Below are 24924 nucleotides of genomic sequence, written 5' to 3' on the forward strand. Positions count from 1 at the left end.
AAGCCGTGGTTTGTGCGCACTCACGCGTCGTGCGATACAGCCCGGCATTTTAAGTGGGCAGGTGCGAGTGGTCGGTAGGTTGTCGCGTCAACGGACAGCGCGATAGGTTGCACCGTGTAACCGTCGCCAGCGAACCACAACGAACCACGAGCCGGGCAACGCGCATGTTATTGTTTATTCGTTGGCGCTTATTTGAGACCGACGGCAGACCCCACCGGGAGGCTGTCCAGGGGGGTCCCCCTTGAGAAACTGTATGGGGGTCGCTCTCATATCTCAGAGCCAAAGTCGAACGTAAGCTGACAGGATACACTTCCAGCAAAACTTGGCTAAGATAAACAAGCGATAGCCAACCATTTGGTCAAAGCCGTTGCCAAGGCCAAGCTAGAGCCTGCTCTCTTCGCAGTCTTGGGTGCCCAGTGAGCTTGAAATGCTAACGGAAACCAGCATGGTGTTTACGCGAGGACAGATCTCTAAGAGGATAATCGCTTGTCAAGTTTCTGTGCTGGCTTCTTCTCCGGCGATCTGTTGTTTGAGGTTTCTGGACTCGAAGGCGACGTCAAACCTGTTCCAGAATTTGTTGCAAATACGTTCTCAGTACTTACGAGGGGCGCGCCAACAAAACCGTCGCCCAGGCTCGTCGAACTTTTGGTTCCTAAACAGTATCAACAATTCGCGTTAGGGGAAAAAAATGTCGAAACGCCACTCCTTCTACTAGGAGACAACGAACGCAAATGGGATCGAACCATTCGCGGAGCGTCCGATGGATACAATCCTGCCTCTGAGTTCTTCCATAAGGTGTTGCCGTTAGAGTTAGGTTATTGGGCTTTCATAGGGCAACTGATAGTGCCTGAGTTTCCGCTGTTCCAAAAATTGGATGACTTGCACAACCATCGACCTAGAAAGGCTGTGGACAGTAATGCCCAACAGGTAGATTTCTTCCTTCCTCAGGCGGATCTAGTGATCGAAATCGACGGCGGTTCACATCAAGAGCCCGCTCAGATTAGAAAAGACAGTGAACGCAACAGGTATCTAAATAGGCATGGAATTTCGACACTACGTCTTTCAACATCTGATCTACGTGCAAAAAACAGCCGGTTTCAGCAATTCATTTCGGAGTTGCGTAAGCAATGCGAAGAAAGCCCGCGACTGCAGGCTTACAAAGAGTGTTCTCTTAACGAAGAACACTTGATGCCTTCTTGGCGCTTCGACGTGACCGCCAGTATCCGCCTTCAGTTAGCAGTGCTGGCGGCGATCTCTCATGGTCAGCTTGACCTATCGGAACCAGTGTGGCGGTTGTCCGTGTCGCAAGACTTCCAGCCAGTAGCAACCCAAAGCTGGGTAAACGCCGCACTGGATGACTTGTTTGGCTGGCTCGAATTGTTCGCGCGGCTTTCTTTTTCGGACTTTTCTGCGCCAAGAGTTGTTTTTGATGCTGACGGCCTGCACGTCAATATGCTGTTGTTTGACCGACCAGACGACAAAGTTTTGCGAAGAGGTGAGCTCACAGTCCAAACTAGCGCGGTACAAGACCTTCCATATGCTTTTAGGGATGGTCAAGTTAATCGAACAATACGCGCAAAAGACTTAGGGATTTCGTATCTGCCTGTAAAATCGGGAGATCAAGTATCAAATGAGCTGCCTTTGGCGTCAGACCTCACTGAGCTGTGCCATAAGGTCTTTGGGCATGAAAACTTTCGCCCAGGTCAAGAGACGCTAATTTTCAATGCGCTTATGGGCAAAAAATCACTAGGTTTGATGCCCACTGGATCCGGCAAGTCTCTGTGTTTCCAGTTGCCTTCACTATTGAGCCAAGGCGCCACTGTTGTGATCGTTCCCATCAAGGCGCTTGGCAGAGATCACGCAGCCGAATTACAAACTGCCGGGTTTTCAGATCGCGTGGTTAACATCGACAGCGACATGCCTGCTCCTATCCGCGATCAACTGTTGGCTGGTCGAATAAGACGTGGAGAGATCAGGTTTGCTTTTGTTTCACCCGAACGCTTCCAAATTGCCTCGTTTCGAGAGCTGCTAAATCACCTGAAATCAAAACAGCTGTTACAGATGTTTGTTGTTGATGAAGTACATTGTTTGAGCGAGTGGGGCCATGATTTCAGACCGTCATATTTAACGTTACCTGGCATACTCGGCAGCATTTCATCAGATGTACCTGTGTTGGGGCTTACCGCAACCGCGAGTGTAAACGTACTACGCGATATTCAGTCTGAGTTCGAAATCCCGGAAGAACTTGTTGCCTACGAAATGCACCGCAGCAGGACCGAATTAGAGTTTTTCATCAAGCATGAGTTCAGTGGCCCTTCCTATGTCGAAAATGAAGTAAAGAGGATTGTCGCATCGAGTGATGGAAATGCGCCTCCACCAACTCATATTTTCTCGCGATATGTGAATGGTGATTTGGGTGTATGGGCATATTCTGAGAAGCTTGGTCAATCAAAACTGGGTCTTCGAATAGGGCAGTTTTCCGGAAAGATGCCAAAAAAATTTGATCTCGACACAGCTTATGTGAGGCTAGGAAATCCTGAAATTCCAAAGCCAATGACTTTTGAAGACTACAAACAAACAGTCCAAGATCTTTGGAAAAAAGGGCTGCTTGATGTCATTGTAACGACTAAAGCATTTGGAATGGGCGTGAATAAACAGGATGTTCGCTATACGCTTCACGCAGGGATGCCTAGTTCTATGGAAGCTTTCTATCAAGAGGCTGGACGGGCTGGTCGCGACCGGAAGAAATCCTTTTGTCAAATGCTATTCAAGCCTGAAGCAGACGACGTCGAAGCCATATTTGAAAGACTAAGAGCAGATCCCTCACCCAAGACTTTTAACCAAATTGCGGACAAACCGAAAGTTCGCGGAGACTTTCGTCGGCAGCTTTGGTTTCTATCACAGGGGCTAATTTCCGTCGAAGAGGAGTTAGCACTTGTCACACGAGCGCACGAACTCATCAATGGAACCAATGATGAAACTGTCTCTATCAACGCGAGCCAATTCTCGGATTTGAGCCACGGCAAAGAAAGACTACAGGAAACACTCTATCGACTTTATCAAATGGGACTAATCGCGCCTTGGGTTGTCACCAACTGGGGGCAGTTTGACGAAGGAGTGAAGGAAACTGAGGTCTCGAAACTTCCGAATTCTTTCAAGGAAGCTTGTGAAAAAGTTGCCGCTCGCTTTCAAGCTATTGATGGCAAGTTCGCTGATCTTAGTTCTCTGGAGCGATTAAAAGCACAAGCTTCGACAGAAGAAAACTGGCCAGAACTCTATTCGCAACTGTTGAACTGGGTGCGCCGAAAGCATCTAGACAGTCGGCTCCAATCAACAAAGAACCTTTACGACAAGTGTATGACGTTTAATGAAGATGAAGCAGATAGCTTCCGAGAAGATTTAGAAGCATTCTTCAAGGTAGACAGTAGTGCGTTTCAATTGGCAATGTTGCGGGACATGCCTCAAAAAGACGTAGTTAAGACCCTGGAGGAGCTTCTGATTGATGAAACCGGCAAGCTCCAGCGTGAGCAAGGGGTGCTGCGAAAGCTTTCAACACAACTAGCGCGCCTTCTAGAGGGAACTCAGGACAGCCCGGGTCTAAATTTAGCAGCATTTTTGTTTTCGCTACTAAATGACGAAAAATCCGGAGCAGAAGCGGAAATGAGGTTAAATGCGGCTCTACCAGATGGGGTTCTGAAATTCTGGGAAACGAGCGGAAGCAAATTGCTTTCATTGGTAGCTTCTCATGATGCATCGGTTTGTGACTTGATAGGTGAGTGGTTGGTAGAAGACAGCCCTTCGCGTAGTCAGTTGCTAGCAATACACGACAGCATACCCGCTCGCGCTATTGAGACCGAGTTGTTCTTAGAGCTCGCCCGGGAACTAGATACAGTAATGTGAGGAAGTGATGTCATTCAAAGACGGATTTGATGCAGTAGAAAAAATTAAGACTGCTGGTCTCCAGCTTACTGAAACGGTTGCCAAATTAGAGGCTGCGGAAGAAAGCTTGTCTGAAATGCGGAACATCCAATTGGAAACGAACGCACTGCTTTCGCAGGCCAAGTCGACATTCACTGCACTCGAAAAGGCAGCAACGGGATTGTCCAGCGACTATGAAAGGCTCGAAAAACTGGCCTTAGGTTTGCCTGCAACAGTAGAGAAGATCGTCGAAGAGAAAATGAACTCGATAGCTGCAGAGTTCGAAACTCGAATGACAGACCGATTGAGGGAGGAACTGAAAGACACGCGTGCAACCTTACGCGATGCATTTGAAATCCATGCAGGTTCACAATCGTCTAAGCTCGAAGAGGCTAGAGCGGAAATAATCGCGGAAATGCCTAGAACCTTATTTGGCCGTAGGGGAAGATGAGCATTTGTTTTTTAAGTCCAAACAAGTGTCATGTTGTTTCACCGTCCGCTTCCCGATTGTTAAGTAGTTTCAACGTACAGTTTAGCCCTTTCGATTGGCTTTTGCTTTTCCGAAACCAGAGCCTCTTTGGGGAACCAAGTGCCAGCGTTGCGCGCTTGGTTCGAACTTGAATAGCGTTGGTTGCGTTTTCGGGCGACTGTTCAATGTTGCGCCCTGAAAAATGACCTTTAGTCCGCAGTTCGCCTGCCGCCGCTGCGGACAGGAGGCTAATGTGATAGCTGAGCCAATTTACAGTTGCTGACACTTGCTCATAACTGAAACACATAGTGATATGACCGTGTCGCCTTTAACTCGAGCAACGCCAGGGCGAGTCCACCACCCACATGGTTAAGGGGGTGCCTGTCTGGAATTCGATATGGGTGTCAATCCAACACGAGACACCTGCATTCAGGTGTCAGCTGCCAGAAACACTTTGTAGCTAACAGATCAAACTGCTTCGCTCAGGCAAAGCCAACTGGCTGGAATTTGGCAGAAAAACACAAGTCTTTGGCGAGAGAAAAAAGGCAAATCAAAGGGCCTGGCACTAAGTCGAACTTGAAGCCAGAAAAAGGAGCTTGGATATGGGGTTATTGAATTTTGCCACATCAAAAATACTTGGCGTGCCAACTCCTGCAGAAATTTGCGACAAAAAACTCCTTGCAGTTCTGGAACGCAACGGTGTTTCGGACTGGAATTTCTCCATTCACAAGATCGACCGGAGTGATTTCAACAAAAGTTTCTATGTTCGCAACTACGTTGGTATTGGGAGACAACAAGGAAATCGAGTTGGTTTCGTAGTCAGCATTGATGAAGAAATGGGGACGGTTCAGGGATGTTTGGTTGATCAAGTAAAAGCGACTTGGCACAAAGCGTTCGCTCGCGAGTATCGCCTATCGAAGGTGAACAAGAACCACCCGGACGCCCATAGTTTCTATTCCTTCCATGACTACCTGGTAGATAAATGCGGCGGTTCCACCGACGAACTGGATTGACCGACGCTCGACTAGCATTCGCGCCCTTTCTGCAAGTGTCGATAATGCCTTGGCATGAAATCACAAGCTCAATGCCGGCTTCCTAACATGATAGTTTGAAATGGAGTGTAAAAAATGGTCAAGAAGTTCTTTGTTAAGTCCTCTACTCAGGCGATTGCACTGAAGACGATGGACAATCATGGGGTGCCTGCAAACATTCAGCGCTCAATTCAGAACGACATCCTAAAGCAGCAACTCTGGCTACCAGGATACACTGCGCTCAAGTCAGGTTTAGTCAATAACGTCTCGGAAGCTGTTTTTTGGAACCTTTCACTTTATGCCTTGGCATGCAGAAATCCTGGACATGATAACATGCTGTATGAAGTTTTTTTGGATGCAGCGGTCCGTTCGTTGGCCGAAGTGGGTTATTCGACCCCAGAAATTCAGGTGCTAGCTTTGCTAGTTGAAAACACCGTCGACGAACGCAACATACCTGACTTTGCAGCTGTCGCTTAAGTTCAGCTATCGGCACCTGTCTAATGGACTTCGCTTGGGTCAGAAGTGGCAAAAACAAAGCTGGTTTCGGCAGATGAGATTAGCGTTACGCCAATGGCTGAGACTATCGTTTTTCTTTCCTAACCGACGGCATGTGTTCCGCGGTTTCTAAAGCCAGAAAAGCCTGTGATTGAGATGACCTGGAACTGCCAACTAAGGAGTGGGAAGCAAGAAATGGGTTTTGCGATAGAGTTTGATTGCAGCAGTTGTGACTACGAAGGCAGCTTCTTACTTGGCTCAGGCAGAATGACCCACGATGTAAGTGTAAAGTGGCCGGAAATATGTGCCGACTGCAGTTCGCTGACCGCCGCGAACTACTTGAACGTGCCATTGGTGTGCGGTTCTTGTGGATCAGTACACGTCCAGCGTATTGATGCCGAAGGGCTATCAAGAGGCGTCGGGCAGAAATCAGAAACCTGGGGTCACTCCAAAGTTGGAGAGCTTTCGATTTTCACGGACATCCATTACCTCTGTCCGAAGTGCGGTGACTTCGCGCTAAAATTCGCTGAACATCCACATTTGCTTTGGGACTAAGTTTTCCCTCTAAATCTCCAGTTTTGACCTAATTAGGACAGCGATTCAGAACATGCAGCTGAGCGCACTGGACGGCTCCTTCGGGCGAGGTTGTGAGCAGTTCGACTAGGCTGAGCCAGAGCGCCCTTCGGGGTTTACACAGGTTATTTTTAGTTTTCGGAAAGGTCCAATGCCATTCCGAAATGCATCATCTGGTCGCCAGACAAATAGTACATTTCATCGGCGGGCGTCTCTTTCGCAATTTTGAGTACCGACTGTGGAACACCAAGCGACTTAAGCGCTGAGATGTATTCATTAGTCGCCAGATCCGCGATGTACTTGCCAAGTTGGCTATTTCTGCTGGCGACTGCGCTACCCCTATGGAAACCGAAACGTGCACGACTGGAAACAAAAAGACGCGTGCCTGACAACGCGATGATGACACATGCGCTCTCACAATAATTCACAACAACGACGTCTATTTGATAATCACTCAGTAGCTCTCCAATTTTCACTGCGCTGTCGATTGAGCCGCCGTTGCTTTTTAGAATAAGAGTTGGTGTAGATCCGTCGTCCACCAGTCCGTTTTTTAATGACGCCAGTGTTTCGTATCCAATCTCTCCATCTAAAATTGCTAAGTCACGATCAAAAAATACTTTCTCCCCTTTTGCACTCTTAACGCCACGCATGATTTCTAGAGATGATTGAAAATTCACGAGCCTTCCGACAGCGATACCGCCGGTTGGCACGAGCAAGATTAGGCAAATGATTGCCGAAATTGTTTGCGGACCGCGAAGTTCGCCTTTCTCGTTGGAGTTGGCCAGAATTGCTACAGCGATCGCAAGGAGAAAGAAAACCAAACTCAGTATGCTCAACACGCCGTGCGCAACCTGTACGTTTTCCGCGAGATAGCTGAATGAACCAGCGCCCAGAGAAGCCGCTCCACAAGCTAGAAGCAGAAAAATGGACGCTAGTAAGAACGCCAAAACTAGTAGAGCCTCGCTTACATATTTCCTAGAGCGGTCAATCCACCCACAAACAGGAAAATCAGTAAGATGCCGATAACATTTAGGATGTACTGCGAAGTTCCACTCGGTCGATGCCAAACTATGAAGTTACCTTCGTCCCAAGTCGTTGATTTGTTTTTGTTTAGGTAGCCGTAGGCGGACCACATAGTGAAAAGGGCCACAATCGGGATCCCCAGTCCAAGCCCTTTTAGCAATACGGTGAAGTCTCTTTTGAGGCCCGCTCCGATCCCAAGCTTGCTTTCGTTCAGCTTGGTTACTTTAATACCAAAGATCCACTTCCCCAAGGTGAGGCCGCTCGCTCCAATAAGCAAACCGCCTAGTAAACTGGCAAAAATGGTTGTTAGCAAAATGTCTAGAAACCTCGCATTCTCTGACTCGAATACCGAGAAGAAGTCGTCTGCAGCGGCAGGTGCAATGGCATAGAATGCAGTTCCAAACAAAAAGAAAACTACTGTGCCGTTAAAGCTAGTATCGAGCATACGAGCGCCGTACCGCCTCCAGGGAGTGGGAGGGTTCGCAAGCCAGCCGAATGAGGAAGTACCGGGTTTTGCTGCTTCTATTTCCACCGAAGCACTGTTGCTATCAATGAATTCTTTTGCCTGTTTTTCTCGGCTAGGTTCTGCTTCTCTTACAGCACGGAGTGGCGGGGTAACACTGCTTCGGTCCGCTTCGGCTTCAGCGGTATTGGACCATGTTGAAGTTTCTTCTGGATCCAGTTGGTTGAAAGGTCGCCAGGCATCTTCGTCAGCTGCACGTACAAGAGTACCAGCCCCAATCAAACCGGATTTCTCTAGTTCAATAAGTTTACTGGCTTTGAAAGGACCAACTTCGTTTTCCCCATCATGATAGTAATACAATTTTTTCAGCCTCTTTCCCAACGCGATAGACATACCGCTGTTGTCTTTTTTTGTTTTTGTTCTCTACACAAGTTTCACTTTTTTTGCTGAAACGACAAGTCAGAAACCTCCAATAGTCTTGCCATCGTTCTCCTGACTTTGAAACCGCCTCCTAAGTTCCCCATTGACGAACGTGTTGTTCCCCGCGGTGCCTTCAGCATCGGGTTTGGGGCAGTTTGCCAAAGTCTTTGCGAGCTATATGAGAAGCCGAATTCCTTGACGTTGCTGAGCGCGCATTCCTTAGACCTCGCATATTTTTCCATTGGTGCGTGCCACACCAAAAGAAACCTCTGCATCTTAAGGTTGGTGCCTAAAGATGCAGAAGCTCTGCATCTTGAATCATTTTCGGTCAATCAATCTCCTACATCAAGCTGTTGTTCGGCACACTTTTCGATCATGTAGGTGTCTGCAAAGTGCCCATCCCGGTCCAGGGTCGATGCACTCAATGTACCATCCCGAAATTGGTTCGTGACCACCTCGACAAGCGACCCAGTCCGCATAAGCTCTGTTTTCCAGTAGCTTAAATTGTCAGACCTGATACCCTGAATGACACCACCAACACAGCTGTTAACGTCGCCGTCCTCACAAATCAAAGGATCTACATACGTTGCCTTTCCATCAGAATACTGATGCTGCGAAATCAGGACTGCAGTCAGTGTGTCGCTGTCTTCGTAGTAGTACAATTTTGCACCGATTGCAGATTTGCTGTTGACGGCCACCAAGTCACACACTTCAGCTTTCCAAGGTACCGTCTGAGCAGTTTCATGAGGCAATCCAAGACGAACAGCCTGCGAGCTTGTTACTCGGCCTTGAAAGCACCTCTTTAAGTTCGCATCCGAGAATGCGGCTTGGCCGCTACCGAGTGCAATATTGAATTCTCCAATCCTCAAACGTTGACCTGCACGCAATCTGCCAAGCAAAGACTGGGATACAAGCCGCGCGGATTGATCATCGATAATTTCACTAAGGTATTCCAACTCTAAGTTTGCCCATCCGTTTTCAACGTACAAATCACTCACACTCGAAGGCGTCGGCATTCGAGTTTCACCCATTACGACCACTGACGATCCGAATTCATCCGGTACACTGGTGAAAAAGTAAAAGAATGGTGTAGGCCCTTTGCCGCTTATATTTTCCTCTACTCCCAATACGACTTTGAACTCATGTGTTCGGTGTTCGAAACCACAGATTGGCCAGCCTTCTCCGGCCGCCTGTTTTGTAACCAGCCAATTCTCGTCGGCGAAAACAATATTGTCGTCATCTGCGGCAGCAACACTGGCAATCAGCCAGAAAATCGGCCATACAAATAAGAAGCGTTCTAAATTCAACATTGCTTGCGTCCTTTTGTTTCTCATGACTAAGCTTAATTGCGAGACTGCATCAGCGTGTATTTGAGCCTACTCACTTGGCTCTTTCTGTCTCACGCGTCGCCAAGAAGTTCAAAGCGCTGAGACTTATGTTGTTGTGCATGGTCGCTTCTGGTTTTCAGACACAAACGAGCGATTTTTTAAAAATGCCATGCTCAGCAAAAAAGTCCGCGCAGTGCGATTATCCTGATGCGCGGGTATCTGGTCTGCACTGGGTTGGCCAGTTTCACTTTTTTGGCCAGTCGGTGTGGCAGCGTAGCTGTTGCGCGGCCTGAATTGGCATGCAGGTGCCCCATCTTCAGTAATTGTCTGCGTGCATCCCGTGGCCTCCAGCCCATCGTCTCGGCTGCACGATCAAACGACGCGGGCCAGACATAATGGCCCGTCAGCTTTGAGTTCTCGTAGACGGCGAAGCCCAGATTTCCTCCAGGTTCATCGGGCGCAGGCGCTGCCAGCTGCTTCGCGACAAGCTGCCCGTGGGCCGGACGAACAGCCCAGCCGCCCAGCTCAGGCTCTGCCAGCATCTCCACAACACCGCCGCCCGTCTCAACCGGGCAGAACCTGTGCGCCTCGTCTTTGAGCCAGCGTCTGACATCAGCCACGAGCGGGTCTTCGTTTTGCATGGCGCGGATTTGCTGGAGTTGCTCAGTGAAATTGACCATACGCATCAATATCACATAGCGGCGTTTTCGGTGAAACGGCGCGGGCAATCGGGGCATATCGCGCCTTCGTTCTGCAACATTGCGATCATTGCAAGCGCCCAAGCATAAGGTCTTTCGTGTGGCTCGGGCTCCTTATCAATATCCCACATCCAGTCGGGCTCGACTACAGGCTGTCTGAGGCTCTCGACAAGCGCGCAAGGCTCGTCAGTGGGCTCAGCGACCTCGGGGCCGATAACGCAGCCCAGATCAGCCTCAGAGGCGCTCTGGGCGGTCGTGTAGTGGGTTTGTGGGGTCTGGGAGTCTGAGGCGTTCTGACAGCCGCAAACGGGGTCTGAGCAGCAAACGGGTTTCGACGGATACCTGCGCGCACTCGCAAGTGCGTCCAAGTCAATCAGGTCAGTGCGGTTTTCGCCCCGCGTGGCGTTCGACAAGTCGTAGGTCATTGGTAGAACCTTCAAATTAGTGATGCGGTGGCCCGCAGTTTTTAGAGATCATGTCGAGGTTTCTCCGCGTAGTTAGTAGTCAGGTTGACTGCCCAAGAGTCTATCAGCCCAGGGGCGTAGGTGAAGGGAAAAGTGCGGCTTAGTAGCCCTTGCGGTCGGTCGGTCGCGGGTTTTTACGACGTGAGCCGCGGCGCGATGTGGCCCACTCCAGATGCTTTGCAGCCCGGGCCGTTCGTCGTCGGGGCCGAATGCGCGAAGTGTTCGCTCGTAGTCTTGCTTGGCAGATTGATAAACCTGCTCGTGCCAGGCTCGCCAGCGGGCGAAATACGCCATCGTGCGACAGAGGCTCGTCTTACGGCATCGGGTTGCGTGCGCGTTGCGCTCCATCTCGAACGGCTCGCCGCAATACTGGCAGCACCAAGTGCCCTCAGCGACGCGACGGGCTACGCTCTCAAGACGACGAACGCTGCGCCAGCTTTCTGGATAGCCGATGCGTTTGTCGTCGCCGTTGTCCAGCTCCCGAAAGTAGCTGTCCTTAAAGGCAACCGTCGAACCGTCGATGTGCAACAGGTTCTTGATAGTCAAAACGGCGCGGCTCCTGATTAGTTGCTAACTGCAACTAATTTGCATCTGTGGGGGTAGTCTGTCCAGCCCGGCAGATTTTGGTAGCCAACGCTGCCTTTCTCATATCGCGGCCCAGAGGAGCAAATATTTACACAGAGGTCGTCTGTGGGGGTTTTAGGTTAAAAAAGGGGGTAAATAGGAGCCTGCTCCAAATAAACACACAAAAACAGATGATTTGCATTCTGTCAGAATACAAATCAAACTACATACAATCTATATATATCCTCTTTATTTTCTTTTTTATTAGTTTTTGTTTTTGCTGGATTTTCTGGCCGACCTTGACCCTCCCCTTCTGGGTCTCCCTTGTATCCTCCACACACACAATTATGCGGCCGACGACGACAGCGCGCTTAAAGGGAGGGTGCCCCCGTTATAAAAGAGGGCACCGCAAACTATCCCCCTTATAGCGGTGCCATTCCAATGATGTCGTCATCATCCGAAAGCTGCGCGGGCGGGTGTTTCACAGGCAACGGAGCAGATGCGACCTGTACCCGATACCGTTTTTTCGGCTTGGGGCCACCCGTCTTCTCAACCTTCTCGTCTACCTCCTGGCGTTCCAGCAATGTTGTCAGGGCACGACGACGGCGGTCCCCGCCAATTTTGCGGAAGTCCGCGTCATTCAGTTGCTTCAGCGAAGCCCAGCCGCCGTGTTTGGGTGCCTGTTTCCCGACCAGTTCCAGAATGTATTTCTCGTCCTCTGCATCCTGCGACCCGGGCAGCTCAAAGGCGACGATGTGCTCCCAGGCAAGTGCAGTTTCCCGCGACAGGTTGATGCCCCAGAGCGCGTGCTCAGCAGTCAGGCTTATTTGGCGCGGTGGGTTTTTCATAACCGCCCAGTCTCCCAGCGCGACCACCCCGGCAACGCGGATTGCATTCTCGTGGCCTCGCGCCCAATTTGCTGTAAACCCAGCCCTCTTTTCATTCGCAATCTGTTCCGTGATGTCGTCGCATTCAACGCCGAACTCATCCAGAAGAGCCTCAGCCTCGTCGTCTGGAATAATTGGCACACACTTGTGGCTGTTGGGGCCATAGAGCCGCGTGAGGGGGCTATAAGCCCCTATTGGCTGACCGGATGGTGAGATGAGCTGGTCAGCTACCTCGCGGATAAACTTCAGGCCGTCAGCGATGTCTTGAGGCATTCCTTGCGTCAGAAACAACTTGCTCGCCGCACGTTGCTGTTTCGTTTTCTTTCTCGCGCTCTTTGGCCCTTGGATAAGCAACAGGCGGTTAAGCTGTCCGCTGTCTAGGTCTTCCTCTATCAGCCCTTTATAGAGGGTCTTCGGCGTCGTCGCTTGTATCATCACGACATATGGGTTCTCTACAGATTGCAGGCTCTTTTTGGCATCTTTGACACGACTACCAAACAGGGTTTCAAGCGGTTTGGAATACGCGGCCATCACCTGAGTAAGCACGGCGTTGCCCGCATTGCCAGCGTTGGCACGGATGTATTGCAGCTGCTTGCCAAACTCGTCTCCGTTCCACTGCACAGCGGCGTTGTCGGCCAATGATGCGCGGAAACCCTCTGGCGAGCCGAAACTGCCGAAGACATCGGCATACGGGCTCAGTTTTACATCTGTCGCTGCCAACGACGACATCGCTTCTTTGCCTACGCCCGTGCCTGCCGTTGCAATAATCTGTAGGGCGAGCGGTGTCGAGAAACCCGGCATTTCGACAACGAAACGGTTTGCAGCGGTTGTCGCTACACAAGCCAGCGCACCCCCGAGCAATAGCGTGTTCGTGTTGGAGTAGCTTTGGTGCCATCCATACTCAATCAGCTTGCCAACCAGGCCCGGTGGCAGGCTGTGAAGGAATGCCTCACCAGGTGCCCCACTTGGAGGCGCTGTGCCGCCTGTGGAGGGATGCAGGGGCGCTTGGGTGCTCTGGTCGCCTTTGGGTGGCGAAGGCAGTTCGGGTGGATCTGCTTTGATGTATGCCTGGTCTGGCGCGCACTCATGTGCAGCGAACTTCTCGGCCCTGAGCCTGTCTATGCCGTGGGAAAGCGCGCCGTCGAGCGCCCCGAACTGACGAGCCACTTCATCGTGCCAGCCTGGCGGTAGTTGCTCGGCAACTTCGGCTATCTCGTCGGCGTGGCGCTGTGCATCTAACTCAGCACGACGGTCGTTGACCGCTTGTGCGTGGCGTGCTTTCCTTTTCCCCTCGACAAGCCCTTGCTCTGAGGCCCGGTAGTGAATGGTACCAGCACCCAGCCTGCCTTTTGAGATGCGACAGCACATCTCGTAGGTTTCCTGCGTGGTCTGATGGTCATATTTGGGGCTACCTTTGGAGAATGTTTGGAAAGCGTGCTCGCCATACGCATCCAGTTTCGCACCGGCAGCGGCCAAGCCCATCCTAAACCAGCCATCCCAGGTGTATTCGTTTTTCAGGTCCGCCAGCAGCTCAGCCGTCAGCTCAGGGTCGGGTGATACCGCGCCCAGCTCGCTGCTGTCGTGGTCTGCGTCACTGTCCAGCTCCAGTACACCCTGCCTGTAGCCCATAGCCTCAGCGGCTTTGATGATGTCGCTGCGAACGGCACCGAGCTTATCGAGTGTTGTCTCTGGCAGCTCGTTGAGCGGGGGCAGTCCGGCGGGCCAGCTGTAAGGCTTGTGGGTGTTTGGATGCGTGCCCCAGACAACGGCTTGTCTACCGACGCCCAGAACCTCAACCAAATGCCCCTCTTTGCCGTTGTCAATCGCGATGCGGCTGGACGGAATTGGTTCGCCGACAACTCTGAAAAGCGCGAGGAACTTCGGCGCACGACCGTAGCGCAGAGGGGCGTTGGGATACGCACCGAGCACGATTTCCTTGGCCTTTTGCGCCAGCTTGTCGTCGAGGATGTCGACATCCAGGGCGACTGTCTGAGCGCCCATCTGCATACCGATGTTGGCCTGCCAGGTTTCCCAGGCGGCAATGTCATCTTTGGTTGCCTGGTGGTTCTGCCAGCCGCCCATACCGACCCAGGTGTTCTGTCTGGTCAGTTTAGCAGGCGCTTTGCCCATCCCCTCGGGCTGCAGCGAGCTGCCTGGTTGAATGCGACCACCGACAGGCGACACGGGGATTAAGTTGGGGTAGCCAGCGTCCCACAGGGACTGGAAAGAAACGGGGTTCGGGATTTGCGCATTCATCGCGTCGACTCCTTGTAAGCTTGTGGCCTCGATCGCGAACCGCTATCTTTGAAGCGTCGTCGCTGTCGTAGGCACGCATTCGCTCGGGGGTGGTAGCCCGGGCACCAATTCAGAGCGGGGCTGGCCTGGTGGTCGGTCTCGTTTCTGTTTGGGCCAGGGTTACTCGGTGTAATCACGCAGCCTCTCGCTTCTCAGGGCCGAGCACTGACTTCTCCAGGAGCCGTGCGGCGTCGTTGGCCTTGTCGGTCAGCCCGCGTCGTGTGAGCTCGCCCGACAGTGTGCGCATAAGCCCCTTGTTGACCTTCGCGATGTGCTCGACCACGCTCGGGTCTACATATTCGGCGACATCGACAACCGCCTGTCCTGCTAGCCGCAGCTTGGCATAGCAGCGGACAAGCTGCTCGTCGGTTCGATTGGAAAGGTCCATCAGCTGGCCCGCCCTGGCATCGGCATCTGCCCCATCGGCTCAGCGTTGGATTTGAGCCAGTCGACAAGCCCGTTGACGCCGTTGAACTGTCGGACAGGGTAATAAATGGTGGAGCCGATTTTGACCCAGGCAGGCCCGACGAGAGCCTCGCCTCTATCAAAACGCTGCGCGTCTTTGGAGCGGGTATTAACAAGCCAGCCCTCGGACCGGCCGATAAACCGGGCTGCATCGGGCGTCTTGAGCAACACGGGCTCAACCTCTGCAACGACCGAGCCGACGCGCACTTGCTGGGCCTTACGCCGTAGTTTTTGGATGGATGTTTCGTCTGACATCATACAACGTCCTCCTGAACCACTGCATCGGGCTGGATGGCGTTGCGGGCGCGGTAGTCGTCAACCGACTGGCCGACAATCGAGGTGACACGACCACGCTTGTAAGCCGTAATCTCACCTGACCGGATAAGACCGTAGATGAAATTTTCGCTCCAGCCAGCTGCGTGATACAGCTCGCGGATTGACCAGTCGCGGTGGCCGAAACCACCACCATCCTGGGCGGGTAGTCCGTGGTTAGTGAAAGGCATATGTGCCTCCTTTCGTATGTCGATAGGAAGCACTTTGGCAGACCCAGGCAGGTCATCGGTCTACGCCGCTTAGCGGCGTAGAAAATGGGTCAGCTATCAGTCAGGGTTTTGTAGAGCCAGGCGCGCGACATCATTTTCCCCGCTGCGATCATTTCGTCATCTACCTTGTCGATTGCTCGTTTGCGGCACAGACCGTCTGCGCGCAATGCCCGGTATCTGGCGAGCCAGGGTTTTCGGAAGTCAGCCGCCGCCCGGCTCTGCATTGCGTTTGTCTTGTTCGCACCAGCCACCCTACTACGGTGCAACTGTTCGCGCAGTTCAACGAGCCGGTCGTGGTCTGTCTTAAACGGTGGTTCGTTTGCTTCAAACTTGCGAAGCAGCTCAGCCAACTCGTCGGAGATGTCTATTTTCATCCCAGCCCCTCCAGTGCCTGCTTGTGCCGCTCGGGTGCCAGGTGGGCATAACGCTCGGTCAGTGTGATGGAGCTGTGCCCCAGCAAATCCTTGACCACGTATAAGTCGGTGCCGTTCTGGACTATGCGGGATGCAAAGTCGTGGCGCACATCGTGCAGGCGAAAATCATTTAGGTTCGCGCGAGTGGTCAACGACCGCCACGCGGTTTTGATAGTGGTCATGCGCTCGCTCGTCTGTGGCGACGGGCAGACCAGATCAGAGATGCGATACAGCCCGGTCAGATGCTCTGCCAGTGTCGGGTGCAGAGGGATGTGCCTGGCGCTGCCTGTTTTGGCTGTTTCGGGCCGCACGGTTATCTGCCCGCGTGCAAAGTCGATGTCGGCCCACTCCAGGCTGAACACCTCCCCTCGCCGCATTCCCGTCCAGTAGGCGATAACCACAACTGTGCGGGCTGGCTCAGGTGTATCTTCCAGTGCAGCGAGGAATCTGTCGCGCTCGCCTGGGTCGCGCTGTCCCAGCCAGCGGATACGCTCAGCGTCGTTTTCCTTGAGTTTGCGTAGCTCGGGCACATCGCTTATCAGCCCGGCCCGGCGAGCAGAGTGGAGCATCGCACGCAGGGCACTCCAGTCGCGGTTCAGGGTTTGCGGCTTTATCCCCTCCTGCAAACGACCACGACGCACGCGCTCCAGGTCCAGCACGGTTATCTGCGCCATATCTTTGTCGAGTAGGGAGGCCCAGGCTTTGCGGACGCGGTCGGCTGTAGCGTCGCCGGAGCGCGTCGCGTCCAGGTGGTTGGGCTGGTATTCGTTTTGGAGATAGGCACCGACCGTGCGCAGGGCTGCTGCGTCTTTTTCGGCTTGCTTTGCTGCCCGGTCCGCCTTGGCCTTGCGCTTGTCTGCTGCCGGGTCGAGGCCGAACTGTCGAGCGGCTTTGCGGGCATCGGCAGGGGAGATGCGGTCGGCGCTGCCGATCTTCACGGCTTGCCTTGCGCCGCTCGGGTCGCGGTATTCATAGAACCAGGTGCGACTGCCCGAGGGCTGCACCCGCACGCACAGGCCAGGCGTTTGTGCATCCCAGGCGCGATAGCGTGTCTGTCGTGGTTCAAGAGCAGCGATGTCGCCGCGCGAGTTGACTGTCAGTCGGTCTGCCATTTGTCGTCCGTTTTTCGCTGTCATAGGTCTGGACACCAGTTGGACACCAGATTTTTCTGGATAGGGGTGCCGTGAGGTAGGTGTAGGCAGAATGAACATCAATACCCATGATTACAAGAGCTTTGCTTTACTCAGACAACGCTGTGGGGGATGCAGGATTGAGGCGCTGTGATACCCGCGCACTGCATTCGGGAGGCAGGGGTCGGAGGTTCGAATCCTCTCACTCCGACCAATGAAACAAGGCGCCCAAGGGCGCCTTTGTTGTTTTCAAAGGAATGGCCACAACGATATCCGCAACGTTTCGTTCGATAGATGTGCTCAGTTCGTTCACTACCGACATCCACCAACTACTGAATTGGCACTTAATATCCTCTAATTTATAACTCCCGCTGCGTTCGTAAGCGCATCTGGACTGTAGGACCTATAGACGTTTTCCAGGGTTTCGCGCGAGGTTGCAAAATAGTCCGTGGCTTCCTCCAGTGTCATGCCGCGCATGCTGGTCTCCATTTTTTCAAACCCGATTTATCCCTTCGACTCACGCTTTGGCCAACCACAACAGAACCAATAACTATGGCTGCTCCTATCGACTGAGGGAGGCTAAGCGTTTGTCCCAAGTATACCCAGCCGAGCACGACAGCTGTAACAGGACTCATCATGCCGAGCATCGAAACTGCACTGGGGTCCAGGCGCGCTATCCCACGAAACCAAAGAGCATAGGTTGCTGCAGCACCAATCAACCCGAGCCAAATAAGGCCGGCGACATTTGTCGCGCTGAGCGCAGGTAGAGGCGGCTCAAGGAACAGTGCGACTGGCAGCAGTATCAAACCACCGGCTGTCAATTGCCACGCTGTGAAACTCAGCGCCGAGACCGGAGGTTGCCATTTACGACTGAGAACTGTGCCAGCAGCCATTGACGCGGCTCCTCCCAAACCCGCCGCTATACCAATCCAATCAAGATGTGCTGCTGGTCCGATCAGCAGCAGAGACACACCCATTGCGCCAGTCGCGGCGGCGCCAAGTGCACCAAGTCGGATTGGGGTTCCCAGCCATCCCCACGCCATCAAAATCACGATCATCGCTTGCAACGATCCTAGGGTGGCGGCCACACCGCCAGGTAACCTATACGCAGCAACGAAGAGGAGCACCCAGAACAGAGCGAAATTGAGGCTGCCTAAGACGAAAGTTCGGCCGAGCCATTCGCGTGGTGGAACGCAGCGCGTCACTGCAAGCAACAACAAGCCAGCCGGCAGAGCTCGTAACGCAGCCAGGGTAATCGGATAGCCAGCCGGGAGCGCTTCGGTAGTTACCAGATAAGTGCTTCCCCATACCGCTGGGGCGAGTGAGGTGAGAAGAATATCGGTTAAGCGCGACATGGTATGTCTCCCGGCTAAGGCGTTTGAGAATTTGAGTGAAACGTCAGAGCAGCGCAGGTTACGCTGCTTCCGCTTGCAGGTTTGATCCAGCGAGGCACGCTGTAATCCTTGCAACATGAGCGCCCTGGAACCGCGCTCCGGCCAAGTCAGTTTCAGTAGGCGTGCGGGAACCATCAGCACCGGCGATCGTTCCGGCACCATATGGTGCGCCGCCAATGATTTCTTCTGATGTAGTCTGGCCAGCAAATGTGTAGGGCATTCCGGCAATCAGCATCCCAAAGTGTTGAAGCGGGACTTGCGTTGTCAGAAGGGTGGCCTCATGCCCACCGTGTTGCGAACCTGTTGAAGCAAAGACCGCCCCGACTTTACCAACCAGTGCGTTCCTGGCCCAAAGCCCGCCAGCCTGGTCAAGGAAGGACTTCATTTGGCCAGCCATCATGCCAAATCGGGTCGGCGTTCCCAGAATTATTGCATCATAGCTTTCCAGGTCTGTCGGCGAGGAAATAGGTGTATCATCGACGACATAGCCGGCCTTTTGGCGGACTTCTTCAGGGACAGTTTCGGGCACACGCCGAACGTCAACTTCGATGCCGGGAACACTTCTGGCGCCTTCAGCCTCGGCACCGGCCAATGCGCGGACGTGGCCATAGCTTGAGTAGTAGAGAACGAGAATACGTGACATAAGAGACCTCTCAGGGCTGTGACTTTCCCTGAGAGAATGGAATTTGTTACGTCGCCAATTAAGGCGCGCTCTTTGACATCACTATTTACCTGTATTGAACAATGTCACGACCTGAGAGCCAGGCGCAGATGATCAAGAAAGGCTTTGACCTTTGCGTCCATTCCCAAGCGAGATGCTGTAACGGCGAACACTTCCGGCGCAGGCAGTTCATGGTCAGGAAGAACTCTCACCAAGGCCCCGCTAGCTTCAGGAGCATCAGAGACGAACTCGGGCAGAGTTCCGATACCTTGCCCCGCTATCAGCAGATCCCGCAAAACGAGGCTGTTGCCAACCCTCACACGTGGATCAAGCTCCAATGTTGTGACACCATTGGCGGCCGAGAGCTTCCAGCTCGTCAAATGATCAGCAAGCAAAAAGCCGATCATCGCGTGATTATTCAGATCCGCCGGCTGGGTCGGCGTCCCGCATCGCTCCAAATAGTCAGGAGACGCAAAAATCCGTTGTCGCATCACGCCGATCCGTCGCGCAACAAGGGCCGAATCCGGCATGGCAGCGCGGATGCGTATCGATAGATCGAACCCGCCCTCGACCATATCGATCACCTTGTCGTCCATCGAAAGCGTAAATCGCAAATCGGGGTAGGCTTCCAAAAACTCGGGCAGCATCGGTGCAATAACGGTTTGACCGAAAGAGCTTGATGCATTCACCCGAAGGTGCCCTCGCACTGCTTTTGAACCATCCCTGATGGTTTGTTCCGTTTTTTCAACCGCATCGAGGATTCCAATTGCATCCTGGTAATAAAGGCTGCCGGTGTCAGTCAGTGACATGGATCGGGTCGTTCTGGTCAGAAGGACGGTTCCCAGACTTTCCTCCAGAAGCTTGATTTCTCTGCTGAGAAGCGCAGGAGAAACACCAAGGTCTTCCGCCGCACGAGCAAAGCTGCCGCGTTCAACGATACGGCGAAAAGCTTGCATGACTGATAGTTTGTCCAACTCCGGGGCCCCCCGAGCAGTTTTTGAGCCGCCCAGTTGGGCGTAACGAACTGCAAGTTATACGACTACGTCACTGGTGCGAAGGGGCGGCACGCCTGAATTGCTGGCGTTGATTGCCGGGCGATTGCAGAAGATGCAGAAAAGTGCCTCAAGGGTTCAATGAAGCTTCTCTCTTGAAGTCGCCATACGAACTTCCAAAGGAACAACAGAACATACAATCAAAGTACAGCTTTCAATACGCTTCACCGCTAACTACCGGCTATCCAAAGAGCACTTAGAGTAACGGAGCATACAAAAGTTTAAGTAGGCATTCGGAGACAATCCATTCTAACGCGGCCCATCTATCCGGGCGGAAAAACAGCGGTCTTCTTTACCGTTCCATAGACAAAGCTGGTATCGATCGAGGCGATCCCACCGATAGGATGAATTCGGTGACGAATAAACTCCTCGTAGGCCTCGAGATCCGATACCAAAACCCGCAATTGGTAGTCCATTGCCCCGGTCAGCACGTGGCATTCAAGAACTTCATCGATCATCCGAACGCGCTTTTCGAAATTCTGAACGTCCGTTTCGTTGTGCCGCTCCAACCTGATACGCACGAAGACGGTAATGGCCATCCCATACGCGGCAGCGTCAACGTCAGCGCTGTATCCCTTTATTACTCCGTTTGCTTCTAAGTTTTTGACCCGGCGCAAACACGGTGAGGGAGACAAGTTCACCTCGTCGGCAAGATCCTGGTTCGTCATGCGCCCGTCCCGCTGCAGCGCTCGAATGATCTGCCTGTCCTTTGCGTCCATTTCACCCTCTTTCTTAGCAGAATATGCCAATGTTGCTACATATGTTGGTATATTTCGCAACCATTAGCCCAAAGTAAAGGCGCAAACTAGCTTCAGCATGATTCAGGAGCTTCTAATGACTCGTCCAACCGGATTTGCCACCCGTGCCATTCACCACGCTTATAACCCTCTGGAAAATGACGGTGCGCTGACACCACCGCTGCATTTGACGTCCACGTTTACCTTTGAAACCGCAGAGGCTGGTGGAGAGATGTTCGCCGGCGAGCGTGAAGGTCATATCTACAGCCGTATTTCAAACCCTACATGCGACCTTCTTGAGCAACGCATTGCCGTGCTTGAAGGGGCCGAGGCCGGGCTAGCTCTCTCAAGCGGCATGGGGGCGATCACGGCAGTGCTTTGGACCCTGCTGTCGCCAGGTGACGAAGTCATCGTAGACAAAACGCTCTATGGCTGCACCTTCGCCTTTATGCGTCACGGTTTGGCGAAATGGGGGGTTACCATCACGCATGTCGACATGACAGACCCCGAGAACCTGAAAGCGGCCGTTTCTGAAAAGACTCGCGTGGTTTATTTCGAAACCCCGGCCAATCCGAACATGCGCTTGGTGGACATCGCCGCAAGCGCCGCAATTGCGCATTCGATCGGAGCAACGGTCGTCGTAGATAACACTTATGCCAGCCCGTATCTGACCCGCCCGATCGAGCACGGCGCAGATATCGTTCTACACTCCGCTACAAAATATCTCGGCGGGCATGGCGATGTGGTTGCCGGTCTGGTGGTAGGAACCGCCGAACAGATTGCGGAGATCCGCCTTGTCGGGATGAAGGACATGACCGGCGCGGTAATGGCCCCTTTCAACGCGATGCTGATCTTGCGTGGCCTGAAAACACTAAACCTGCGTCTGGAGCGTCACTGCGCGTCCGCCAAGGTCGTCGCGGCCTTCCTCGAAACACATCCTGCCGTCGGCGAGGTTTATTTCCCTGGGCTTGAGAGTTTCGCCCAGCACGATGTAGCGCAGCGACAGATGTCCCAACCGGGCGCTATGATAGCGTTTGAGGTCAAGTCCGGTCTGTCTGGTGGAATTGAATTCATGAACCGCCTGAACATGATCCAGCGCGCGGTATCGTTGGGCGATGCGGAAACACTGATCCAGCACCCAGCATCGATGACCCATTCGACATATACGCCCGAAGAACGGGCCGAGCATGGGATCAGTGATGGCCTAATCCGCCTGTCCGTCGGGCTGGAGGATGTCGAAGATATCCTTGCAGACCTGGAGCAAGCTTTGCCTTACCCTGCCCGCAGCGCCGCCTGAACCCGGAGACCACCATGCACATTGATCCCACCCAACTGAAGATCGTTGAACAGCGCCTGCTGTGGTTGTCTCATTGGATGATCCACCATGCCAACCATGTCCGACCAAAGGTGGATGGGATCAAGATCGGTGGCCATCAGGCTTCGTCTGCATCGATGGTGTCGATCATGACCGCGCTTTATTTCTCGGCCTTGCGGCCTGAGGACCGGGTTGCAGTCAAACCCCATGCGTCGCCGGTGTTTCATGCGATGCAGTATCTCATGGGCAATCAGACCCGCGAGAAGATGGAGAATTTCCGCGGATTTGGAGGTGTGCAAAGTTATCCAAGCCGGACCAAGGACATTGACGATGTTGATTTCTCGACCGGGTCTGTGGGTTTAGGTGTCGCGATCACATCTTTTGCGTCGATCATTCAGGACTACATCAAGGCCAAAAGCTGGGGTTCAGACGCGCCAATGGGACGTATGGTTGCCCTGGTAGGCGATGCCGAACTGGATGAAGGCAATGTCTACGAGGCACTACAGGAAGGATGGAAGAACGACCTCCGAAACACGTGGTGGATCATCGATTACAACCGACAGTCGCTGGACGGTATAGTCCGGGAGGGCTTGTTCGAACGGATCGAGAAAATCTTCGATGCATTCAGTTGGGATGTCGTTCGTGTCAAATATGGGGTTCTTCAACGCGCGGCCTTTGAAGAGCCCGGTGGCGACCGACTGCGCGACTGGATTGATGCTTGCCCCAACCAGGATTACTCCGCTTTAACTTTCATGGGTGGTGCGAATTGGCGAAAGCGTCTCATGGACGATCTGGGGGATCAGGGGGATGTGACCGCTCTGATCGAACGGCGCACGGATGCAGAGCTCGCGGCCCTTATGGAAAATCTGGGTGGCAACTGCGTCGAGACAATGGCTCAAACATTCACCGCCATAGATCATGATCGCCCCACATGTTTCCTGGCCTACACAGTCAAAGGATGGGGCACCCCTATTGCAGGCCACAAGGACAACCACGGCGGGCTGATGAACAATAGTCAGTTTGCCACGTGGCAATCGCATATGGGTGTGCCGAAGGGCGAAGAATGGGAGCCGCTTGCGACGGTGCAGGAACCAGAAAAACTGAAGGATTTCCTTGCGAATACACCTTTCTTTGCCAAAGGTCCGCGCCGCTATTTTGATGACAAGTTGGATGTGCCGACAATCGGGATCGACACCAGCCGCGAAATCTCGACACAGATGGCGTTTGGCAAGATTCTTGACGATCTATCAAAAGGCGACAGCCCATTGGCCGAACGCATAATGACGACCTCCCCAGATGTGACAGGCACAACAAGCCTTGGTCCTTGGGTTAACCGGCGCAAACTGTTCGCCCGATCCGAGCAATCCGACGCCTTCATAGAACACCGGATCCCTTCGACGGCAAAATGGGAATTCACTCCCGAAGGGCAGCATATCGAGCTTGGTATCGCCGAAATGAACCTCATGTTGCTTCTGGGAGCAGCGGGTTTGTCGCATTCCCTGTTCGGTAAGCGGCTGATCCCAATTGGCACCGTCTATGATCCGTTTGTCAGCCGCGGTCTCGATGCACTGAATTACGCCTGTTATCAGGACGCGCGTTTTATGCTGGTTGGCACACCTTCGGGCGTCACACTCGCCCCAGAAGGTGGAGCACACCAATCCGTTGGAACACCGCTCATCGGGATGAGCCAAGACGGGTTGGCCGCTTTTGAACCCGCCTTCGCCGACGAGCTCGCGGTGATTATGGAATGGGCCTTCGACTACCTGCAGCGCGATGGCGAAGGACAGCCCGACGAGCGCACATGGTTGCGCGATGAAACTGGAGGGTCTGTCTACCTGCGCCTGACGACCAACCCGATTGAACAGCCTGGCAAACGTGTCGACGACGAGTTCCGCCAAGGTGCCATTGATGGGGCCTATTGGTTGCGAAAACCCGGGCCCAATTGCGAAGTTGTAATTGCCTATCAAGGAGCAGTCGCGCCGGAGGCAATCAAGGCTGCCGGTATGATTGGTGAAGGCCGTCGCGACATAGGTGTATTGGCCGTGACATCCGCAGATCGCCTGAATGCCGGATGGACCGCCGCTCAACGAGCGCGTTCTCGCGGCAACCAAGCGGCACGCTCCCACATCGAAACCCTGATGTCCGACCTTCCGCCACACTGCAAGCTCGTCACCGTTATCGATGGTCATCCTGCAACTCTATCCTGGCTCGGGGCAGTGCTTGGACATCAGACTATCCCAATGGGTGTCGAGCATTTTGGTCAGACCGGAACAATCGGCGATCTGTATCGCCACCACTGCATTGACGCAGACGCTATCCTGGAGAAAGTGAATGGCTTGACCCATGGCAGAACTCTTCACCGTGCATAAGTGGGCTTGATCTGGGCAATAATGTAGAGAACAAACTAGCACTGAACATAGACCACGATAACTAGCGGACCATGTAGACAGTGCTCTGAGGTTCAATGAACCTGCCGAACCTGAACTTGGCTGGTTTGATTGGCGACAACGCCTGGATAACAGGGCTCCTTTGACTAAAATGCAATAACTTGGCCCTCTGCACCGGTCTTCGGGAGGCAGGGGTCGGA

The 24924-nt window shown here is 53.2% G+C and carries 22 protein-coding genes and 1 tRNA gene; 7 read left to right on the forward strand and 16 right to left on the reverse strand.

The features are described from left to right. The first annotated feature begins 486 nt into the window (after positions 1-486). The 4 genes from ACR0J4_RS15110 to ACR0J4_RS15125 all read left to right on the forward strand — a co-directional run bounded on the left by ACR0J4_RS15110 (position 487) and on the right by ACR0J4_RS15125 (position 5895). A complete protein-coding gene (locus tag ACR0J4_RS15110; protein ID WP_170708422.1) occupies positions 487-3900 on the forward strand; it encodes a DEAD/DEAH box helicase in 3414 nt (1137 codons plus the stop codon). Positions 3901-3907: 7 nt separating this feature from the next. Further along, the gene (locus tag ACR0J4_RS15115) at positions 3908-4369 is read left to right on the forward strand and encodes a hypothetical protein (RefSeq protein ID WP_170708420.1); all 462 of its coding nucleotides are present in this window, start codon (positions 3908-3910) and stop codon (positions 4367-4369) included. 620 nt (positions 4370-4989) lie between these two features. After that, positions 4990-5400 (forward strand): hypothetical protein, encoded by a 411-nt coding sequence (locus ACR0J4_RS15120; protein WP_170747332.1) that lies wholly within the window; start codon positions 4990-4992, stop codon positions 5398-5400. 114 nt (positions 5401-5514) lie between these two features. Further along, positions 5515-5895 carry a hypothetical protein gene (locus ACR0J4_RS15125; protein WP_170747333.1) on the forward strand — a complete coding sequence of 127 codons (381 nt, stop codon included), beginning with the start codon at positions 5515-5517 and terminating at the stop codon, positions 5893-5895. A gap of 722 nt (positions 5896-6617) precedes the next feature. On the opposite strand, the gene ACR0J4_RS15130 is transcribed toward ACR0J4_RS15125, so the two are convergent. The 12 genes from ACR0J4_RS15130 to ACR0J4_RS15185 all read right to left on the reverse strand — a co-directional run bounded on the left by ACR0J4_RS15130 (position 6618) and on the right by ACR0J4_RS15185 (position 17160). Beyond that, positions 6618-7322, reverse strand: a complete 705-nt coding sequence (locus ACR0J4_RS15130) for a hypothetical protein (protein WP_480668715.1) — start codon at positions 7320-7322, stop codon at positions 6618-6620. Between the two features lie 128 nt (positions 7323-7450). Continuing rightward, complete coding sequence (locus ACR0J4_RS15135) at positions 7451-8365, reverse strand: RDD family protein (protein ID WP_170747335.1); 915 nt, start codon at positions 8363-8365, stop codon at positions 7451-7453. A gap of 359 nt (positions 8366-8724) precedes the next feature. Beyond that, positions 8725-9702, reverse strand: coding sequence for a hypothetical protein (locus tag ACR0J4_RS15140; protein WP_170747336.1), 978 nt, complete (start codon positions 9700-9702; stop codon positions 8725-8727). A 191-nt stretch (positions 9703-9893) separates the two neighbouring features. Then, the gene (locus tag ACR0J4_RS15145; protein ID WP_480668716.1) at positions 9894-10400 is read right to left on the reverse strand and encodes a hypothetical protein; all 507 of its coding nucleotides are present in this window, start codon (positions 10398-10400) and stop codon (positions 9894-9896) included. A gap of 11 nt (positions 10401-10411) precedes the next feature. Then, positions 10412-10843, reverse strand: coding sequence for a hypothetical protein (locus ACR0J4_RS15150; RefSeq protein ID WP_170747338.1), 432 nt, complete (start codon positions 10841-10843; stop codon positions 10412-10414). 72 nt (positions 10844-10915) lie between these two features. Beyond that, positions 10916-11428: a hypothetical protein gene (locus ACR0J4_RS15155; RefSeq protein ID WP_170747339.1), complete on the reverse strand. Its 513-nt coding sequence runs from the start codon at positions 11426-11428 to the stop codon at positions 10916-10918. A 440-nt stretch (positions 11429-11868) separates the two neighbouring features. Next, a complete protein-coding gene (locus tag ACR0J4_RS15160; RefSeq protein WP_170747340.1) occupies positions 11869-14589 on the reverse strand; it encodes a bifunctional DNA primase/polymerase in 2721 nt (906 codons plus the stop codon). A 172-nt stretch (positions 14590-14761) separates the two neighbouring features. After that, a complete protein-coding gene (locus ACR0J4_RS15165) occupies positions 14762-15016 on the reverse strand; it encodes a hypothetical protein (RefSeq protein WP_170747341.1) in 255 nt (84 codons plus the stop codon). Next, entirely contained in the window at positions 15016-15348 is a 333-nt protein-coding gene (locus tag ACR0J4_RS15170; RefSeq protein ID WP_480668717.1) for a hypothetical protein, read from the reverse strand. Before ACR0J4_RS15170 ends, ACR0J4_RS15165 begins: the two co-directional genes overlap by 1 nt. Next, positions 15348-15596 (reverse strand): helix-turn-helix domain-containing protein, encoded by a 249-nt coding sequence (locus ACR0J4_RS15175; protein WP_170708379.1) that lies wholly within the window; start codon positions 15594-15596, stop codon positions 15348-15350. Before ACR0J4_RS15175 ends, ACR0J4_RS15170 begins: the two co-directional genes overlap by 1 nt. 89 nt (positions 15597-15685) lie before the next feature. Continuing rightward, complete coding sequence (locus tag ACR0J4_RS15180) at positions 15686-16009, reverse strand: hypothetical protein (protein WP_170708377.1); 324 nt, start codon at positions 16007-16009, stop codon at positions 15686-15688. Beyond that, positions 16006-17160, reverse strand: a complete 1155-nt coding sequence (locus ACR0J4_RS15185) for a site-specific integrase (protein ID WP_170747343.1) — start codon at positions 17158-17160, stop codon at positions 16006-16008. The genes ACR0J4_RS15180 and ACR0J4_RS15185 overlap by 4 nt, the downstream gene beginning before the upstream one ends. Before the next feature lie 155 nt (positions 17161-17315). Here ACR0J4_RS15185 and ACR0J4_RS15190 point away from each other — a divergent pair. After that, positions 17316-17388: transfer RNA gene (locus ACR0J4_RS15190), tRNA-Pro, on the forward strand. A 254-nt stretch (positions 17389-17642) separates the two neighbouring features. On the opposite strand, the gene ACR0J4_RS15195 is transcribed toward ACR0J4_RS15190, so the two are convergent. From ACR0J4_RS15195 to ACR0J4_RS15210, 4 genes are all read right to left on the reverse strand, one after another. Further along, positions 17643-18533 carry a DMT family transporter gene (locus ACR0J4_RS15195; protein WP_170641197.1) on the reverse strand — a complete coding sequence of 297 codons (891 nt, stop codon included), beginning with the start codon at positions 18531-18533 and terminating at the stop codon, positions 17643-17645. 58 nt (positions 18534-18591) lie between these two features. Next, entirely contained in the window at positions 18592-19215 is a 624-nt protein-coding gene (wrbA, locus tag ACR0J4_RS15200) for an NAD(P)H:quinone oxidoreductase (RefSeq protein ID WP_170377257.1), read from the reverse strand. Positions 19216-19319: 104 nt separating this feature from the next. Continuing rightward, positions 19320-20189 carry a LysR family transcriptional regulator gene (locus ACR0J4_RS15205; RefSeq protein WP_480668718.1) on the reverse strand — a complete coding sequence of 290 codons (870 nt, stop codon included), beginning with the start codon at positions 20187-20189 and terminating at the stop codon, positions 19320-19322. A 359-nt stretch (positions 20190-20548) separates the two neighbouring features. Then, positions 20549-21004: an Lrp/AsnC family transcriptional regulator gene (locus tag ACR0J4_RS15210; protein ID WP_170554944.1), complete on the reverse strand. Its 456-nt coding sequence runs from the start codon at positions 21002-21004 to the stop codon at positions 20549-20551. A gap of 115 nt (positions 21005-21119) precedes the next feature. Between ACR0J4_RS15210 and ACR0J4_RS15215 the strand changes: the two genes are divergently transcribed. Beyond that, positions 21120-22319 carry a methionine gamma-lyase gene (locus ACR0J4_RS15215; protein ID WP_170641194.1) on the forward strand — a complete coding sequence of 400 codons (1200 nt, stop codon included), beginning with the start codon at positions 21120-21122 and terminating at the stop codon, positions 22317-22319. A gap of 14 nt (positions 22320-22333) precedes the next feature. Further along, positions 22334-24706 carry a 1-deoxy-D-xylulose-5-phosphate synthase N-terminal domain-containing protein gene (locus ACR0J4_RS15220; protein WP_170747344.1) on the forward strand — a complete coding sequence of 791 codons (2373 nt, stop codon included), beginning with the start codon at positions 22334-22336 and terminating at the stop codon, positions 24704-24706. Positions 24707-24924 lie beyond the last annotated feature (218 nt).

It is taken from the genome of Ruegeria sp. B10, assembly GCF_056539825.1.

What these genes read in the sequence shown, in the direction of transcription:
- ACR0J4_RS15115 (WP_170708420.1), top strand. Translation starts at nt 3,908, where the DNA reads ATGTCATTCAAAGACGGATTTGATGCAGTAGAAAAAATTAAGACTGCT.
- ACR0J4_RS15120 (WP_170747332.1), top strand. Translation starts at nt 4,990, where the DNA reads ATGGGGTTATTGAATTTTGCCACATCAAAAATACTTGGCGTGCCAACT.
- ACR0J4_RS15125 (WP_170747333.1), top strand. Translation starts at nt 5,515, where the DNA reads ATGGTCAAGAAGTTCTTTGTTAAGTCCTCTACTCAGGCGATTGCACTG.
- ACR0J4_RS15135 (WP_170747335.1), bottom strand. Translation starts at nt 8,365, where the DNA reads ATGTCTATCGCGTTGGGAAAGAGGCTGAAAAAATTGTATTACTATCAT.
- ACR0J4_RS15140 (WP_170747336.1), bottom strand. Translation starts at nt 9,702, where the DNA reads ATGTTGAATTTAGAACGCTTCTTATTTGTATGGCCGATTTTCTGGCTG.
- ACR0J4_RS15145 (WP_480668716.1), bottom strand. Translation starts at nt 10,400, where the DNA reads ATGGTCAATTTCACTGAGCAACTCCAGCAAATCCGCGCCATGCAAAAC.
- ACR0J4_RS15150 (WP_170747338.1), bottom strand. Translation starts at nt 10,843, where the DNA reads ATGACCTACGACTTGTCGAACGCCACGCGGGGCGAAAACCGCACTGAC.
- ACR0J4_RS15160 (WP_170747340.1), bottom strand. Translation starts at nt 14,589, where the DNA reads ATGAATGCGCAAATCCCGAACCCCGTTTCTTTCCAGTCCCTGTGGGAC.
- ACR0J4_RS15165 (WP_170747341.1), bottom strand. Translation starts at nt 15,016, where the DNA reads ATGGACCTTTCCAATCGAACCGACGAGCAGCTTGTCCGCTGCTATGCC.
- ACR0J4_RS15170 (WP_480668717.1), bottom strand. Translation starts at nt 15,348, where the DNA reads ATGTCAGACGAAACATCCATCCAAAAACTACGGCGTAAGGCCCAGCAA.
- ACR0J4_RS15175 (WP_170708379.1), bottom strand. Translation starts at nt 15,596, where the DNA reads ATGCCTTTCACTAACCACGGACTACCCGCCCAGGATGGTGGTGGTTTC.
- ACR0J4_RS15180 (WP_170708377.1), bottom strand. Translation starts at nt 16,009, where the DNA reads ATGAAAATAGACATCTCCGACGAGTTGGCTGAGCTGCTTCGCAAGTTT.
- ACR0J4_RS15185 (WP_170747343.1), bottom strand. Translation starts at nt 17,160, where the DNA reads ATGGCAGACCGACTGACAGTCAACTCGCGCGGCGACATCGCTGCTCTT.
- ACR0J4_RS15195 (WP_170641197.1), bottom strand. Translation starts at nt 18,533, where the DNA reads ATGTCGCGCTTAACCGATATTCTTCTCACCTCACTCGCCCCAGCGGTA.
- wrbA (WP_170377257.1), bottom strand. Translation starts at nt 19,215, where the DNA reads ATGTCACGTATTCTCGTTCTCTACTACTCAAGCTATGGCCACGTCCGC.
- ACR0J4_RS15205 (WP_480668718.1), bottom strand. Translation starts at nt 20,189, where the DNA reads ATGCAAGCTTTTCGCCGTATCGTTGAACGCGGCAGCTTTGCTCGTGCG.
- ACR0J4_RS15210 (WP_170554944.1), bottom strand. Translation starts at nt 21,004, where the DNA reads ATGGACGCAAAGGACAGGCAGATCATTCGAGCGCTGCAGCGGGACGGG.
- ACR0J4_RS15215 (WP_170641194.1), top strand. Translation starts at nt 21,120, where the DNA reads ATGACTCGTCCAACCGGATTTGCCACCCGTGCCATTCACCACGCTTAT.
- ACR0J4_RS15220 (WP_170747344.1), top strand. Translation starts at nt 22,334, where the DNA reads ATGCACATTGATCCCACCCAACTGAAGATCGTTGAACAGCGCCTGCTG.